This window comes from Delftia sp. SD018 (assembly GCF_017355445.1).
GTDB lineage: Bacteria > Pseudomonadota > Gammaproteobacteria > Burkholderiales > Burkholderiaceae_C > Comamonas > Comamonas acidovorans.
The window spans coordinates 148,021-161,864 of the sequence record NZ_JADDRN010000001.1 but is presented as its reverse complement, the minus strand read 5'-3'; the positions used below and the strand labels follow the sequence as shown (position 1 = coordinate 161,864).

At 70.2% G+C, this 13,844-nt stretch carries 14 protein-coding genes and 1 riboswitch; of the genes, 7 read left to right on the top strand and 7 right to left on the bottom strand.

Features of this window, described 5'->3' with window-relative positions:
- Window positions 1-4 precede the first annotated feature (4 nt).
- The 6 genes from INR38_RS00775 to INR38_RS00750 form a co-directional block, all read right to left on the bottom strand.
- Window positions 5-769, bottom strand: a complete 765-nt coding sequence (locus tag INR38_RS00775; protein ID WP_207441542.1) for an ABC transporter ATP-binding protein — start codon at window positions 767-769, stop codon at window positions 5-7.
- Window positions 766-1,788, bottom strand: coding sequence for an iron ABC transporter permease (locus tag INR38_RS00770; protein ID WP_207441540.1), 1,023 nt, complete (start codon window positions 1,786-1,788; stop codon window positions 766-768). Before INR38_RS00770 ends, INR38_RS00775 begins: the two co-directional genes overlap by 4 nt.
- On the bottom strand, window positions 1,785-2,726 hold the full coding sequence (locus INR38_RS00765; protein ID WP_199135911.1) for an ABC transporter substrate-binding protein: 942 nt from the start codon (window positions 2,724-2,726) through the stop codon (window positions 1,785-1,787). Before INR38_RS00765 ends, INR38_RS00770 begins: the two co-directional genes overlap by 4 nt.
- Window positions 2,727-2,736: 10 nt before the next feature.
- Window positions 2,737-4,977 carry a TonB-dependent receptor gene (locus INR38_RS00760; protein ID WP_207441537.1) on the bottom strand — a complete coding sequence of 747 codons (2,241 nt, stop codon included), beginning with the start codon at window positions 4,975-4,977 and terminating at the stop codon, window positions 2,737-2,739.
- Window positions 4,978-5,105: 128 nt separating this feature from the next.
- A riboswitch (cobalamin riboswitch) is annotated at window positions 5,106-5,390 on the bottom strand.
- Between the two features lie 38 nt (window positions 5,391-5,428).
- Window positions 5,429-6,310, bottom strand: a complete 882-nt coding sequence (locus INR38_RS00755; RefSeq protein ID WP_207441535.1) for a CHAD domain-containing protein — start codon at window positions 6,308-6,310, stop codon at window positions 5,429-5,431.
- Between the two features lie 69 nt (window positions 6,311-6,379).
- Complete coding sequence (locus tag INR38_RS00750; protein WP_012207551.1) at window positions 6,380-6,871, bottom strand: YbaK/prolyl-tRNA synthetase associated domain-containing protein; 492 nt, start codon at window positions 6,869-6,871, stop codon at window positions 6,380-6,382.
- A 66-nt stretch (window positions 6,872-6,937) separates the two neighbouring features.
- Between INR38_RS00750 and INR38_RS00745 the strand changes: the two genes are divergently transcribed.
- Entirely contained in the window at window positions 6,938-7,579 is a 642-nt protein-coding gene (locus INR38_RS00745) for a helix-turn-helix transcriptional regulator (protein WP_013800599.1), read from the top strand.
- Between the two features lie 44 nt (window positions 7,580-7,623).
- A complete protein-coding gene (locus tag INR38_RS00740) occupies window positions 7,624-8,586 on the top strand; it encodes a threo-3-hydroxy-L-aspartate ammonia-lyase (RefSeq protein ID WP_207441533.1) in 963 nt (320 codons plus the stop codon).
- Between the two features lie 25 nt (window positions 8,587-8,611).
- Here INR38_RS00740 and INR38_RS00735 read toward each other — a convergent pair whose 3' ends face one another.
- A complete protein-coding gene (locus INR38_RS00735; protein WP_016448794.1) occupies window positions 8,612-9,346 on the bottom strand; it encodes an NUDIX domain-containing protein in 735 nt (244 codons plus the stop codon).
- 87 nt (window positions 9,347-9,433) lie between these two features.
- On the opposite strand from INR38_RS00735, the gene INR38_RS00730 reads away from it, so the two are divergent.
- From INR38_RS00730 to INR38_RS00710, 5 genes are all read left to right on the top strand, one after another.
- Complete coding sequence (locus INR38_RS00730) at window positions 9,434-10,507, top strand: SPFH domain-containing protein (RefSeq protein ID WP_043823884.1); 1,074 nt, start codon at window positions 9,434-9,436, stop codon at window positions 10,505-10,507.
- On the top strand, window positions 10,494-11,426 hold the full coding sequence (locus tag INR38_RS00725) for a sugar kinase (protein ID WP_207441532.1): 933 nt from the start codon (window positions 10,494-10,496) through the stop codon (window positions 11,424-11,426). Before INR38_RS00730 ends, INR38_RS00725 begins: the two co-directional genes overlap by 14 nt.
- A gap of 80 nt (window positions 11,427-11,506) precedes the next feature.
- Window positions 11,507-12,142, top strand: coding sequence for a DUF4291 domain-containing protein (locus tag INR38_RS00720; RefSeq protein WP_242698927.1), 636 nt, complete (start codon window positions 11,507-11,509; stop codon window positions 12,140-12,142).
- A complete protein-coding gene (locus tag INR38_RS00715) occupies window positions 12,139-12,717 on the top strand; it encodes an NADAR family protein (protein ID WP_207441530.1) in 579 nt (192 codons plus the stop codon). The genes INR38_RS00720 and INR38_RS00715 overlap by 4 nt, the downstream gene beginning before the upstream one ends.
- Window positions 12,714-13,682 carry an ADP-ribosylglycohydrolase family protein gene (locus INR38_RS00710; protein ID WP_242698926.1) on the top strand — a complete coding sequence of 323 codons (969 nt, stop codon included), beginning with the start codon at window positions 12,714-12,716 and terminating at the stop codon, window positions 13,680-13,682. Before INR38_RS00715 ends, INR38_RS00710 begins: the two co-directional genes overlap by 4 nt.
- Window positions 13,683-13,844: the final 162 nt, after the last annotated feature.

The following is a 13,844-nucleotide window of genomic DNA, read 5'->3' as shown; positions in this document are numbered from 1 at the left end:
GGGTTCAGTTCTCCTGTTTCAGCCGCGCGCGCAGCAAGGTTTGCGGGGGTGCGTCGATGCGCTCGAAATCCACGCCGAAGACGGCATCCAGCCCCGGCGCATGCAGCAGCTCGGCAGGGGCTCCATCGAGCGCAATGCGCCCCTGGTCCAGCACGATGACGCGCCCGAAGTGCGCCAGCGCCAGGTCCAGGTCATGCATGACCACCAGCACCAGCCGCTCGCGCCCGCGCTGCGCCAGCGCCTGCACCAGGGCCAGGCGGTGGCGCACGTCCAGCGCGGCGCCGGGCTCGTCGGCCAGCAGCACGGGCGGGTCGGTGGCCAGCACGGTGGCCAGCAGGGCACGCGCCTGCTCGCCGCCGGACAGCGTGGACCAGCGCCTGCGCGTGAAACCCTGCAGCCCGGCGCCTGCAATGGCCGCCTCGACATCACCCCGGCCCGCCAGCCGCATGTGCATGAGCTCGGCCAGCGTCAGGTCCCAGTGCGGCGCAAAGCGCTGCGGCATGTAGCCCACGCGGCGTGCGCGCTCGGCCACGGGCAGGGTTGCAATGTCTCGCCCGTCCAGCAGCACACTGCCGGATGCAGGCGCCTGCAGCCCCGCCAGCAGGGACAGCAGGCTGGACTTGCCCGCGCCATTGGGTCCCACCAGGGCCACGGCGCCGCAGGCGGGCAGCTGCAGCGAGACGGCGTCCAGCACGCTGCGGCCACGGTGGCGCAGCGTGAGGGACCGGGCCTGCAGGCGCGGTGGGGCGCAAGGGATGGCACCGTTCATGCGGACCTCAGCCTGCGCGCGAGCAGCACGATGAAGAAGGGCCCGCCGGCCACAGCCGTGACCAGGCCCAGCGGGATCTCGGCCGGCGGTAGCACGCTGCGCGCAATCGCATCGGCCAACGTGACGATGATGGCGCCCGTGAGCGCCGACGCCGGCAGGGCCGCGCGGTGCAGCGGTCCCGCCATCCAGCGCGCGATGTGCGGCGCAGCCAGGCCCACGAAGGCCACCAGCCCGCCATAGGCCACGGCCACGGCCACCACCAGCGAGCCGGCCAGCACGGCCAGCGGCGTGAAGCGCGCCACATCCAGGCCGAAGCCCTGGGCCGCATCGGCACCCAGGCCCAGCAGGTCGAGCCCGCGCGCCAGCGCCATGGCCCCGGCCAGGCAAGCCAGGGAGGCGCCCGCCAGCAGACCCAGCCCGCTCCAGGACGGCGTCTGTATGCCGCCCAGCACCCAGCTGAGCACCACCTGCAGGCTCACGGTTTCATCGGACAGCGCCAGCATCAGGAACGAGCGCAGCGCGCCCAGCACGGCCGCCAGCGCCACGCCGGCCAGCAGCATGCCGGCCGCATCGGTGGCACCGGCCACGCGCGAGACGGCCAGCACCAGCACGGTCGAGCCCCAGGCGCCCGCAAAGGCCAGCACGGGCAGCGTCCATGCCTGGGGCAGGCCGAACAATAGATGCATGGGAACCAGCAGGGCGACAGTCGCCCCCAGCGCCGCGCCGCCCAAGGCGCCCAGCAGATAGGGCTCGGCCAGCGGATTGCGGAACACGCCCTGGAAGATGGCGCCCGACAGGCCCAGCAGCGCGCCCACCAGGGCGGCTGCCAGCACGCGCGGCACGCGCCACTGCAGCAGCAGCCGGCTGCGCAGGCTGTCTTCGCCGCCCAGCGCGGCCAGCAGGTCGGCCGGGCTGGCCCACTGGTGGCCCGCGCAGGCGGCAATCAGCAAGCTGGCCAGCAGCAGCAGGACCGCACCGGCCCAGGGGCGCCACGCGGGTGTCCGTGAAAGGGAATTCATGCGGCCTCCCCGGCCCAGGCCGCAGGGTGCAGCCAGCGCGAGAGTTTTTCCACGCCGCCAAAGGTGCGCGGCCCGGGAATCAGGAACTCGGCACGCGCCACCGTGGTGGCCCGGCCGCCGCGCACGGCACGCAGGTCGCGCCAGCCGCGCTGGCCGATCAGGTCCTGCATGGCCTCCTGGGTGCCTGCGAACAGCAGCACGTCGGGGTCGGCCGCCAGCACCGCCTCAGGCGAGACCTGGGGCACGGTGCCCAGGCCGTCCAGCGCGAACGCGGCGCCCGCGCGCACCATGGCCTCGCCGGTATAGGTGCCAGGCCGGGCCGCCAGCAGCATGCCGTTGCCCAGCCGGCCCGTGACCATGAGCGCGCGCGGCCGGGGCTGGCCGGCCACCTGCCGGTCCACGCGCAGCAGCCGCGCTTCCTGCGCCGTGGCCAGCGCCTGGCCGCGCGCCTGCACGCCCGTGGCGCGGGCCACCAGGCGCAGGTTGTCCATCACCTCGGCCAGCGAGCGGCTGAGCAGCACCATCACCGGCACGCCGATGCGCTCCATGGGATCGACCAGCTGGTGCGCCGCCTGGCGCGCGGGCGTGACGATGACCAGGTCCGGCTGGCGCGCCACCACGGCGTCCACCGAGAACCCCAGCCGCCCGCCCACCTTGGGAATGCGCTCCACGCCCGGTGGAAAGCGCGTGAAATCCTCCACGCCCACCACGCGGTCCAGCAGGCCCAGCGCGGCCACCAGCTCGGTATTGGAGGCAAAGATGGAGACGATGCGCTGCGGCGGCGCGGCAATCTCCACGCGCCGGCCCAGCGCATCCTGCAGCACCACCGGCCCGCCTGCAGCGACGGTGTCGGCCCAGGCCGCGGGCAGGCCGCAGCCCAGGGCCGCCGCCGCGCCCTGGCGCAGCAACTGGCGGCGCGTGGTGCTGGATTGCCTCATGCCATGGTCCTCAAAACTCTGCTTGCAGGCCGACCATGAGTTCGCGCCCGGCCATCGACGTTCCGCAGCCGCCGTTCTGGTACGCCGGGTTGGCGATGCAGGGCGCGCGGTCCAGCGCGATGAAGATGGGATGGCGGTTCAGGTCGAACAGGTTGTTGACGGCTGCGAACAGCTTGACGCCGCGTGACACGCGATAGTCGGCCCGCAGGTTCCAGATGGTGAAGGCGCCCTTGCGGTGGATGAAGGTGCTGCTGGGCTCGCCCTGCGGGATGAGCAGCGCCTCTTCCGTGTCGTACCACATGGGACCGCGAAGCAGCGTGGACAGCTGCAGGCTCCAGTCGCCCTGCAGGCGCCCGCTGCCCTGGCCGTAGCGCACGCCGGCCGAGGCCTCGTAGCGGTACATGCGCTGCACCTTGTCGGTATTGGCCGACGCTGGCGATCCCTTGTCCCGCATGCTGAAGTGGTAGTAGCCGCCAGCCCAGGCCTTGAGCTGGTGGCCCGTCAGGTTCAGCGCCCGCGCCAGGTCCATGTCGGCCTGCATTTCCAGGCCGCGCGCCACGATGTCGGCCGCGTTGTTGGCGTAGTCCGAGGTGTTGGTCGTGGCCCCGCGCGAGACGGTGATGATGCGGTCGATGATGGTGTTCTGGAACAGGGCCGCATCCACGCGCCAGCCGGGCTGCTGCAGCGCGGCGCCGACCTCGATCTGGCGGCTGGTCTCGGGCTTGAGGTTGGGGTTGCCGAAGGTGCGGCCACCGCCGACGGCCGTGAAGTCCGAGGCCAGCTCCGTGGCCGTGGGCGCGCGGAAACCCGTGGAGGCCGCAGCGCGCAGCGTGAGCCGGTCCGTGGCCTTCCAGGTGGCGCCGGCCGACCAGGTGTGGTTGTCGTAGTCGCGCGTGCTGGCCTGGGCAAGGGCGAGGTTGGGCGTATCGTCGAAACGCGTCGTGCCCCAGGTCTTGCGCAGGCCGGCACGCAGGGTCAGGCGGTCGTCGAACAGGGTCTGCGCGTCCTCGAAGTACAGCGCGTGCACCTGCTCGGTCTGGTTGTTGTCGTAGGGCGCAACCTGGCCCGCCGGGCCGCCGGGCATGGCCACGCGCAGACGGTCGGAGCGCAGCTTGCTGCGCTCCCAGTCAAAGCCCATCAGCAGGTCATTGGTCTGGCTGACACGCAGGCGCGGCTGAAAGCGCAGGCCCGTGGCGTCCAGCTGACGGTGGTTGTAGTCGCGCGCCGTGCCGGGCACCGCACTGTTGCCCGAGCGGATCACGGGCGATGCCCAGTTGAACTCATCGGTATCGACCAGGCTGTAGAGGTGGATCGTCCAGCTCAGGCGCTGGCCGGGCAGCGCGCCCTCGTAGGTCAGGTCCAGCGAGCGGTTGCTGCGGTTGTCGCGGCTGTAGATGTTGGCGCCCGATCCGCGAAAGCCCGCGTTGTAGATGCCGTCCGTGCGCAGCTGCAGCTCCACGCGGTGCAGCTCGTGCAGCTGCCAGCCCAGGGCGCCGCTGGCGCCGCGCCGCTTCCAGCCCGTGTTCTCCATGCGCGTGCCGCCGTCGCCCGACTCGTAGTCGCCGCGCCCGCCTGCGCTCACGCCGAAGTACCAGTCGAAGCGGTCATTGGCGCCGGCCGTCTGCGCATCGGTGCGCCACAGGTCCCATGAACCGGCCTGGACCTGGGCACGCGTGCCGGGCGCCGTAGCCCCCGTCTTCATGATGATGTTGACCACCCCGCCCATGGCCTGGCTGCCGTAGATCACCGAGGACGGGCCGCGCACGATCTCGATGCGCTCCACATCCGAGGGGCTGAGCTTGGACAGGTTGGCCGTGCCCGCGCGCCGGCCGTTGACCAGCACCAGCACCTGGCTGCGGAAGTCGCGCCCCTGGCCGTCGGTGGAGGCGCCGCGCAGGTTCATCGAGGTCTGGGCCGCCGTCCATTCGCTGAGAAAGCCCACGGCGTTCTCGGCCAGCAGGTCGGTGACCGAGCGCGCGCTGGAGCGCTCTATGGCCTCGCGGTCGATGGTCTGCGTGGTGCCCGCGATGCGGCTGCGCGCCTCGGGCCGCGCGGTGGCGGTCACGAAGACGGCGTCCAGCGCATCGTCGGCGGAGTCCGTGGATCGCCCGGAAGCCGGCTCCTGCGCGGCGCCGGCCGCTGCAGCGCAGCTGGCCAGCAGGACGGCAGCCGCTGCAGGCCGCAGTCTGGAGACAAGAGGGAGAACAGAGAGAAGGCCGGAGGAATCGGCGGCCGAAGAAGCGAAGCGCATGCGTTGAACCCAACTGCCCCACTCACCCGCGGGGCCTATCGTCTGAACCACGCCGCACAGCGCGCACGCCGGAGCCGGCCACGGCAGCGCAGGCTGGGGCCGGACCGGACAGGCGCACTCCCGCGGCGTCCGAAAGCAGTGCAGAAGGCCGGTATCCGGGCTTGCGGAACGCTGCGGCGCGCATCGTGGGCGCGCTGCAGCAGGCATCCCCGCCTTCCCATGTCCGTCCAGACACAGTGGCTTGCGGCGCGCAACCGGTGGGTGGCGCGCCAGCGTGGGGAGTTGTATTCCGCTGACCGTTGCGGGGGCAGCGCAGGCATTGCGAGCGGCCACCTCGATGGCATCGCGCACCTGCTTCCCGTTGAACCCCTGGCCGGTGAACGGCATGGGGCACCTTCAGCAACAGCGCACCGCCACGGCCCAGGGGCTGCGGCGGTGCGCCAGCGGCGGATTATCGCCCAGCCCAGAAGCCCGGCACCCGGGCCAGCGCCCGCAGCGCGCGGCGGCTGCTGCGCGCGCTGCTGGCCAGGCGGGCCTGCAGGTAGCCGGCCGCGAACCAGGCGCGCGGGTCGCGCGCGGCTTCGGCATGGAAATGCGCGGCCGCCACGGCCATGTCGTTGTGCAGGCCCAGCGCGTCCTGGGCGGGCACCAGCGCCTCGGCAAAGCGCCGGCCCTTTTTGCCGGGCCACATTCCGGGCGCGAATTCCCGGGCAAAGTCCGCCAGGTAGCGCAGGCGCTTGAGCCGCTTGCGCACACGGTGCTGCTGCGCCAGCGGCAGGCGGTCGAAGTGCAGGCCATCGCGCAGCACCTGGCGGTGCAGGCGCGCCAGCCGCCGTGCCAGGTACTTGCGCGTGCCTGCGGCGGACAGGTGGGCAAAACGGGCCGATGGCTCTGCCTGCGGCGCCTGCGCCAGCGCCTGGATACCGGCCAGCGCGTGCTGGAACGGCGGCTCGCGCACGGCAGCGGCTGCATCCGCCTGCACGGCCTGCGGCGCCTGCCACTTGCACAGGGGCGCATGGGCTGCCTGCAGCAGCGGGCGCACCACATCGGCCAGCGTATCGGCATCGCGCAGCGTGCCCAGTTGCGCAAATGCCTGGGCCAGGGGGTCATCCCATTCGGCGCGCATGCCGGGCGCCAGCCCTGTGCACTCACGCAGCACGGTGCGCAGGCGCCGCAGGGCCACGCGCAGCTGGTGGATGGTCTCGGCATCGCTGCCACCGCCCTCCAAAACCGCCAGATGCGACTGCACCTGGGCCAGGGCAGCAGCCAGCGCCGCACGCACAAAGCCGGCCGCATCGGGCCGGTCAGGGTGCTGCTTCGCAGGGGTGGACATGGTCAGGCAAGGAGATGTGGACGTTGCCGACGATTGTGGGCGCAGCCCCGCGCCAGGGTCAATCCATGGTCAATCGGCGCCCTCCCCGCTCAGGCTGTGCAGCGCGGGCCGGGCAATTCGCACATAGTCGGCCGAGTCCAGCACGATGGAGCGGTCCAGCCGGCCCGCGTTGAAGGCGATCTCGCCAAAGCGCTCGACCAGGGCCGGGTCCACCACCAGGCGCACCTGCGGGTTGAAGGAGAACGGCGGCACCGATCCCATCACGCAGCCCGTGGCGGCCTGGGCCTCCTCGGGCGAGGCCAGCGTGGCCTTGCGCACGCCCACGGCCTGGGCCAGGCGCTTGAAATCCAGCTTGCGGTCGCCGGGCAGCACGGCCAGGAACAGCTGGGGATCGCCCGCACCGGCCGCGTCGCGGCTCTTGCAGAGCATGGCCTTGGCGCCCTGGCCGGGGGCGGTGCCCCGGATTTCGGCGACTAAATCGGAGCGGCCTTCGGCCGGATGTTCCAGCACGCGAAAACGCGCGCCCTGGGATTGCAACAGGTCTACAAGGGTGTCGAACATGGTGGAAAGCGCAGAGAAGTCGTCTGGATTTTGACATTTTGTCCAATTCAAAACAAAATGTCCAATATGACCCAACGAACCCCTGAACAGCGCCAGCTTCTGGACCAGCTGGCCCAGATCGCCGAAGGCCTGGGCCAGACCTTTGCCCCGTTCTGCGAGGTGGTGGTGCATGACCTGCTCGACCCGTCCCATGCGGTGCTGGCCATCCACAACAACCTGTCGGGCCGCGAAGTGGGCCAGGGCGCGACGGAGCTGGGCCTGGCCCGCATCCTCGACCCCGGCTACGAGCAGGTCATCGCCAACTACCCCAACCAGTTCGCCGATGGCCGCCAGGCCAAGAGCACGTCCATCGGCATCCGCGACTCCGAGGGCCGCTACATCGCCGCCCTGTGCATGAATGTGGACCTGACGATGTTCCAGGGCTTCCAGGGCATGCTCAACCGCTTTGCCGCCGTCAGCGGCGACACCCCCGCGCGCGAAATGCTGGACCCCACGGGCGCTGGCGCAGGCGCCGACACGGTGCGTGCCCGCATCGACCAGTTCGCGGCCCGCCTGGCGACCACGCCGCGCGCCCTCAAGCCCGAGGAGCGCCGCGCCCTGGTCCGCGAACTCAAGGGCGCCGGCCTGCTCGATGTGCGCCGCTCCATGGAGACCATTGCCGCCCACCTGGGCGTGTCGCGCGCCACGGTCTACAGCTACGCCAAATAGCTCCCGGCACCCCGCCGATCTGCAACCCCTTCTCTCCCGTACCGATGACAAGCCTTCCCACCTACGACGACGTGGCCGCAGCGGCCCAACGCATCCAGGGCCATGCCCACCGCACGCCCGTGCTCACCTCGCGCACGCTGGACGATGCGCTGGGCGCCCGCGTCTTCCTCAAGTGCGAGAACCTGCAGCGCATGGGCGCCTTCAAGTTCCGCGGCGCGTTCAATGCGCTGTCGCGCTTCAGCCCCACCCAGCGCAAGGCCGGCGTGGTGGCGTTTTCCTCGGGCAACCACGCCCAGGCCATCGCCCTGGCAGCGCGGCTGCTGGAGATCCCCGCCACCATCGTCATGCCGCATGACGCGCCCGCCGCCAAGGTGGCGGCCACCAAGGGCTATGGCGGCCAGGTGGTGGTCTACGACCGCTATACCGAAGACCGCGAGCAGATCGGCCGCGACCTGGCCGAGCGCCACGGCCTGACCCTGATCCCGCCCTACGACCATGCCGACGTGCTGGCCGGCCAGGGCACGGCCGCCAAGGAACTGTTCGAGGAAACCGGCCCGCTGGACGCCCTCTTCGTGCCGCTGGGCGGCGGCGGCCTGCTGTCAGGCACCGCGCTGTCCACACGCGCGCTCAGCCCCGAGTGCGCGCTCTACGGCGTGGAACCAGAGGCCGGCAACGACGGCCAGCAGTCGCTGCGCGCGGGCCGCATCGTCCACATCGAAACGCCCAAGACCATTGCCGACGGCGCCCAGACCCAGCACCTGGGCGGCATCACCTTCCCCATCATCCAGCGCGACGTGACCGACATCCTCACCGCCAGCGATGCCGAGCTGGTCGACGCCATGGGCTTCCTGGCCACGCGCATGAAGCTCGTGGTCGAGCCCACCGGCTGCCTGGGCCTGGCCGCCGCGCGCCAGAAAAGCGAAGAGCTGCGCGGCCAGCGCGTGGGCATCATCCTCAGCGGCGGCAATGTGGACATGCAGCGCTTTTGCAGCCTGCTTGGCGCCTGATCCTGGTCCTGATCGAAGGCCGCCCTCACCCCCGCGGGCTGAAGGTGCGCGGAAACACCACGGGCGCGCTGCGGTCGGCCAGGCGGTAGCCCATGGCGGGGCGGCGTGACGTGCCCTCCACCTGGCCGGCCTCCACCAGAAAGCCGGCCGCCATCATGCGCGTGCGAAAACCGCTCTTGTCCACGGGGCGGCCCAGCACCACTTCGTAGGCCTGCTGCAGCTGCGGCAGCGTGAAAGGCTCGGGCAGCAGAAAGGCCGGCAGCGAGGTGTATTCCACCTTGCCCCGCAGCCGCTCCACCGCTGCGCGCAGGATCTCGCCGTGGTCGAAGGCCAGCGCAGGCGCGCGCAGTAGTTCATCGACGGCAAACCACGACACATCGGCCGCATTCGCGCCCTTGGCCAGGATCAGGTCGTGCCCCGGGATCAGCGCGAAATACACATGCGTGGCCGACCAGCCACGCGGGTCGCGCGCCGCGCCGCCCCAGCTTCCCAGCTGCTCCAGGTAGGGGCTGTCCACGCCCGTCTTGTCCAGCAGCTTGCGCCGAGCGCAGGCCAGCAGGTCCGCGTCCTGGCGCACATCCACAAAGCCGCCGGGCAGCGCCCACAGCCCCGGAAAGGGCTCGCTGCCCGCCGTGGGGCGCTGCACCAGCAGCACCTGCAGGGCATCGTCTGCCACCGTGAAGATGACCACGTCCACCGTGGTGAACGGGCGCGGGAAGTCCAGCGCGCCCTGCGGGGATGGGGAATTTTTTTCAGCCATGGGATGGATTGTGCTTGACGTGCCGAATTTTAAGTTGCACTATGCAACCCATATAAGTTGCACAGAGCAACTTAAAGGAGAAGCACCATGTTCGGCATCCGTTTCATCAAGTCCCAACCCACGGTCCACCTCATGCAGTTCCGCGCCGGCAAGGTGGTGCGCGAGGGTGCGGGCCAGTCCTTCTTCTACTACGCGCCCACCACCACCCTGGTCGCCGTGCCCGTGGGCAGCCAGGACTGCCACTTCATGCTGGAGCTGGTGACGGCCGACTTCCAGAGCGTCACCGTGCAGGGCCAGGTCACCTACCGCATCAGCACACCGCGCCAGACCGCCACGCTGATGGACTTCTCCCTGGCGCGCGACGGCCAGAAATACATGTCCGAAGACCCGCAGCGCCTGGGCGACCGCGTGACCATGCAGGCCGAGGTCATCATCCAGCAGGCCGTGCAGGCGCTGGACCTCAAGCAGGCGCTGCGCTCCTCGGCGCTCATTGCGCGCACGGCCCAGCAGGAGCTGGCCGCCCAGCCCGAGATCGAGGCACTGGGGCTGGAGATCCTGGGCGTCTCGGTCATGGCCGTCAAACCCACGCCCGACATCGCCCGCGCCCTGGAAGCCGAGGCGCGCGAGTCCAACCTCAAGGCCGCGGACGACGCCGTTTATGCCCGCCGCATGGCTGCCGTGGAAAACGAGCGCGCCATCCGCCAGAACGAGCTCGATACCGACGTGGCGGTGGAAAAGAAAAAGCGCCAGATCCGCGAGGCCCAGCTGGAAGCCAAGGCCGCCCAGATGCGCAAGGAAAACGAGCTGCGCGCCGAACAGATGTCTGCCGACGTGGCGCTGGAGACCAGCCGCCGCGACTTCGTCGAAGGCCAGGCCGCCAACAGCCGCACCCTGGCCGAGGCCGAGGCCTACCGCGTGGGCGCCGTCATGCAGGCCCTGGAAAAGGCCGACCCGCGCATCGTGCAATCGCTGGCCGCCGTGGGCATGCAGCCGGGCCAGCTCATCGCCCAGGCCTTTGGCGGCATTGCCGAGAAGGCCGAGCGCATCGGCCAGCTCAATGTCTCGCCCGAGCTGCTGCAGTCGCTCATGGGCGCCGGTGCAGGCCATGCAGCCGCCGTACCCGATCCCGAACCCGCAAGGAGCCGCCGTGAACGCCAATGAACGCAAGACCGTGCTGGTGGTGCGGCGCACGCGGCTCGATGAGCTGGTGGCCAGGTACCACACGCTGTCCCAGGCGCGCTTCTACATCGAGCACCTGGGTGCCGACTTCGGCGACTACCTGCGCGAAAGCGCCGCCTACGCCACCGCCCTGCAGGCCGTGGTGCAGGCGCTGGAGGCGCGCGGCCGCTACCAGATCGTGGACCGCGCCCTGGTGCCCAACTTCGTCTTCGGCGCCGACGACATCGTGGTGGCGCTGGGCCAGGACGGCATGGTGGCCAACACCATGAAATACCTGGACGGCCAGCCGCTCATCGGCGTCAACCCCGAGCCCGCGCGCTGGGACGGCCTGCTGCTGCCCTTCGCCCCCGCCGACCTGGCCGCCCTGCTGGGCGACGTGGCCGCCAACCGCCGCCCCACGCGCGCCGTCACCCTGGCCGAAGCGCGCCTGAGCGACGGCCAGGTGCTGCGCGCCGCCAACGACCTGTTCATCGGCCCGCGCAGCCATACCTCGGCCCTGTACGACATCACGCTGGGCGAGCGGCGCGAATCCCAGTCGTCCTCCGGTCTCATCGTCGCCACGGGGCTGGGCTCGTCTGCATGGATCAAGAGCATCGTCACGGGATCGATGGGCATTGCCCGCGCCGTGCGCGGCGCGTCCACCGACTTCGACTACCAGCCCTTCGCCTGGGATGCACCACGCCTGGACTTCGCCGTGCGCGAGCCCTTTCCCAGCCGCTCCTCCACGGCCGAGCTGGTCTACGGCCAGGTCACCGCCGGCCAGCCGCTGACCCTGCGCTCGCGCATGCCCGACCATGGCGTCATCTTCTCGGACGGCATGGAGGCCGACTACCTGCAGTTCACGGCGGGCATGCAGGCCACCATCGGCCTGTCGGACCGGCAGGGCTGCCTGGTGGTGTGAAGGACCGGCCCTGCAGCGTGGCGCAGTGTCCTCAGAACACCTACAACGACAACGACAACGACAACGACAACGAATAGACCATGAATCTCGCAACAGCACCCTACCTGCAGCAATCTGCCACCTGGCCTTCCGAGGGAGAGCACATCCTCGCCCACTACGACGACTCCACCGTGGTGGTCTACCAGGCCTATCGCCCGGCCATCGGCCTTCACGCGCTGGAGCATGGCCAGTTCGGCGGCCCGGACTTCAGCTTCACGCGCATGAGCTGGATCAAGCCCAATTTCCTCTGGATGATGTATCGCTGCGGCTGGGCGACCAAGGCCGGCCAGGAAGTCATCCTCGGCCTGCGAATACGCCGGACTTTCTTCGAGAGCCTGCTGGATGCCGCCGTACCTTCCACCTTCAACCCCCAGCTCTACGCTGGCCTGCCCGAGTGGCAGCAAGCGGTGGCCACCTCCGAGGTGCGCCAGCAATGGGATCCGGACCATGCCCCCAGCGGCGCCAAGCTGCCGTTGCGTGCCATCCAGCTGGGCTTGCGTGGCAAGCTGCTACGCCGTTTCGCCACGGAGGAACTGCTGGAGGTCATCGACATGACATCCTTCGTCATCGAGCAGCGGGCCCATGCCCAGGATGGAAATCCGATGCTCTTGACTCCCGTGGAGCGCGTCTACGTGCGGCTCGACAGGAAGAATTGCGCACCTGAGAACTCCGTATGACCACCACAGACCACATCGCCTCCCTGCAAGACCTCCAGCGCGCCATGGCCCAGGGCCTCACCCCGCGCTTCCTGCCGTTCTGGGGCCACCAGCCTGCAGCCGATGGCTCCATCGGCAAGACCTGCATGAGCCAGTGGTTCGAGGCGGGCTTCGAGGTCGATGGCCAGCACTACCCCACGGCCGAGCATTTCATGATGGCGGGCAAGGCACGGCTGTTTGGCGACGAGGCGGCGCACGCGGCCATCGTGCGCTGCCGCACGCCGGGCGAGGCCAAGAAGCTGGGGCGTGGCATCCAGGGCTTTGATGAAGCGGCCTGGGTGGCCGCGCGCATGGGCATCGTGGTGCGCGCCAACCAGGCCAAGTTCTCCCAGAACCCGGCCCTGGCCAGCTATCTGCTGAACACGGGCGACCGGGTTCTGGTGGAGGCCAGCCCCGTGGATGCCATCTGGGGCATCGGCCTAGCCGCCGACGATGTGCGAGCCACCGACCCCGCGCGCTGGCAGGGCCTGAACCTGCTGGGCTTTGCCCTCATGCAGGTGCGCGCGCGGCTGCGCAGCACCGCTCCAGGACCATGAGCGAGAGCACAGGCATGGCCATGGACACGCTGGACCGATACCGTGGTGCCCTGCTGGGCCTGGCCTGTGGCGACGCCGTGGGAACGACGCTGGAATTCCAGCCGCGCGGCAGCTTTGCGCCACTGACCGACATGGTGGGCGGCGGCCCGTTCTCGCTGCCCGCAGGCAAGTGGACCGACGACACCTCCATGGCCCTGTGCCTGGCCGAAAGCCTGCTCCAGCGTGGCGGCTGCGACCCGCAGGACCAGATGACGCGCTATGCCAACTGGTACGAATGGGGGTACTGGAGTTCCACCGGCAACTGCTTTGACATCGGCATGGCCACCAGGGCGGCCATCCAGCGCTTCCTGGCCACCGGCGATCCGCTGGCCGGCTCGCCCGACCCGGACCAGGCCGGCAACGGCTCCCTGATGCGGCTGGCACCCGTGCCCATGTTCTTCGGCCCCGACGAGGACCTGGTACAGCGCATGGCTGAACTCAGCTCAAGCACTACCCACGCGGCACCCGAATGCCTGCAGGCCTGCCGCCTGTTCGCCGTGGCGCTGTGCCGGGCACTGCGCGGCCTGCCCCGGCAGCAGGTTCTGGACCTGGGCGGCGTTCTGCAAAACGGCGCCAGCCCGCGCCTGCGGGAGATTGCCCGTGGCGACTATCGCGACAAGCCGGCCGCACAGATTCGTGGCAGCGGCTACGTGGTGGACAGCCTGGAGGCGGCCCTGTGGTGCTTTGCGAGGCATGACAGCTTTGAAGGCGCGGTACTGCAGGCCGCCAACCTGGGCGATGACGCCGACACCACGGCAGCCATCACGGGCCAGTTGGCCGGAGCCCTCCACGGCGCCAGCGGCATTGCGGACCGCTGGCTGGAACGCCTGCACCTGGCCCCTGAGATCACAGCCCTGGCCGATGCGCTCTGGCAAGCCGCCAGAGGTGCCAGGGACGCTTCTCCGACCGCACCTCTCAGCAACTGAGCGGCCTGGCGCGCTCACGACAGTCGCCGGGGCCGCGAGCGGACTGGACCTGGCTTGTCTGCACGACCTCCCACGCGCCCGAGCTCCGTGACACGCAGGCCTTGCTCTTTACGAATGGCGTGCATGGTCGGCTTTTGACTGAGCCACGCTCCATTATCAGAG

Excerpts from the sequence above, each read along its gene's own strand:
- INR38_RS00720 (WP_242698927.1), top strand. The coding sequence starts at position 11,507 with ATGAATCTCGCAACAGCACCCTACCTGCAGCAATCTGCCACCTGGCCT.
- INR38_RS00740 (WP_207441533.1), top strand. The coding sequence starts at position 7,624 with ATGACAAGCCTTCCCACCTACGACGACGTGGCCGCAGCGGCCCAACGC.
- INR38_RS00760 (WP_207441537.1), bottom strand. The coding sequence starts at position 4,977 with ATGCGCTTCGCTTCTTCGGCCGCCGATTCCTCCGGCCTTCTCTCTGTT.
- INR38_RS00710 (WP_242698926.1), top strand. The coding sequence starts at position 12,714 with ATGAGCGAGAGCACAGGCATGGCCATGGACACGCTGGACCGATACCGT.
- INR38_RS00730 (WP_043823884.1), top strand. The coding sequence starts at position 9,434 with ATGTTCGGCATCCGTTTCATCAAGTCCCAACCCACGGTCCACCTCATG.
- INR38_RS00755 (WP_207441535.1), bottom strand. The coding sequence starts at position 6,310 with ATGTCCACCCCTGCGAAGCAGCACCCTGACCGGCCCGATGCGGCCGGC.
- INR38_RS00770 (WP_207441540.1), bottom strand. The coding sequence starts at position 1,788 with ATGAATTCCCTTTCACGGACACCCGCGTGGCGCCCCTGGGCCGGTGCG.
- INR38_RS00745 (WP_013800599.1), top strand. The coding sequence starts at position 6,938 with ATGACCCAACGAACCCCTGAACAGCGCCAGCTTCTGGACCAGCTGGCC.
- INR38_RS00735 (WP_016448794.1), bottom strand. The coding sequence starts at position 9,346 with ATGGCTGAAAAAAATTCCCCATCCCCGCAGGGCGCGCTGGACTTCCCG.
- INR38_RS00765 (WP_199135911.1), bottom strand. The coding sequence starts at position 2,726 with ATGAGGCAATCCAGCACCACGCGCCGCCAGTTGCTGCGCCAGGGCGCG.
- INR38_RS00775 (WP_207441542.1), bottom strand. The coding sequence starts at position 769 with ATGAACGGTGCCATCCCTTGCGCCCCACCGCGCCTGCAGGCCCGGTCC.
- INR38_RS00750 (WP_012207551.1), bottom strand. The coding sequence starts at position 6,871 with ATGTTCGACACCCTTGTAGACCTGTTGCAATCCCAGGGCGCGCGTTTT.
- INR38_RS00715 (WP_207441530.1), top strand. The coding sequence starts at position 12,139 with ATGACCACCACAGACCACATCGCCTCCCTGCAAGACCTCCAGCGCGCC.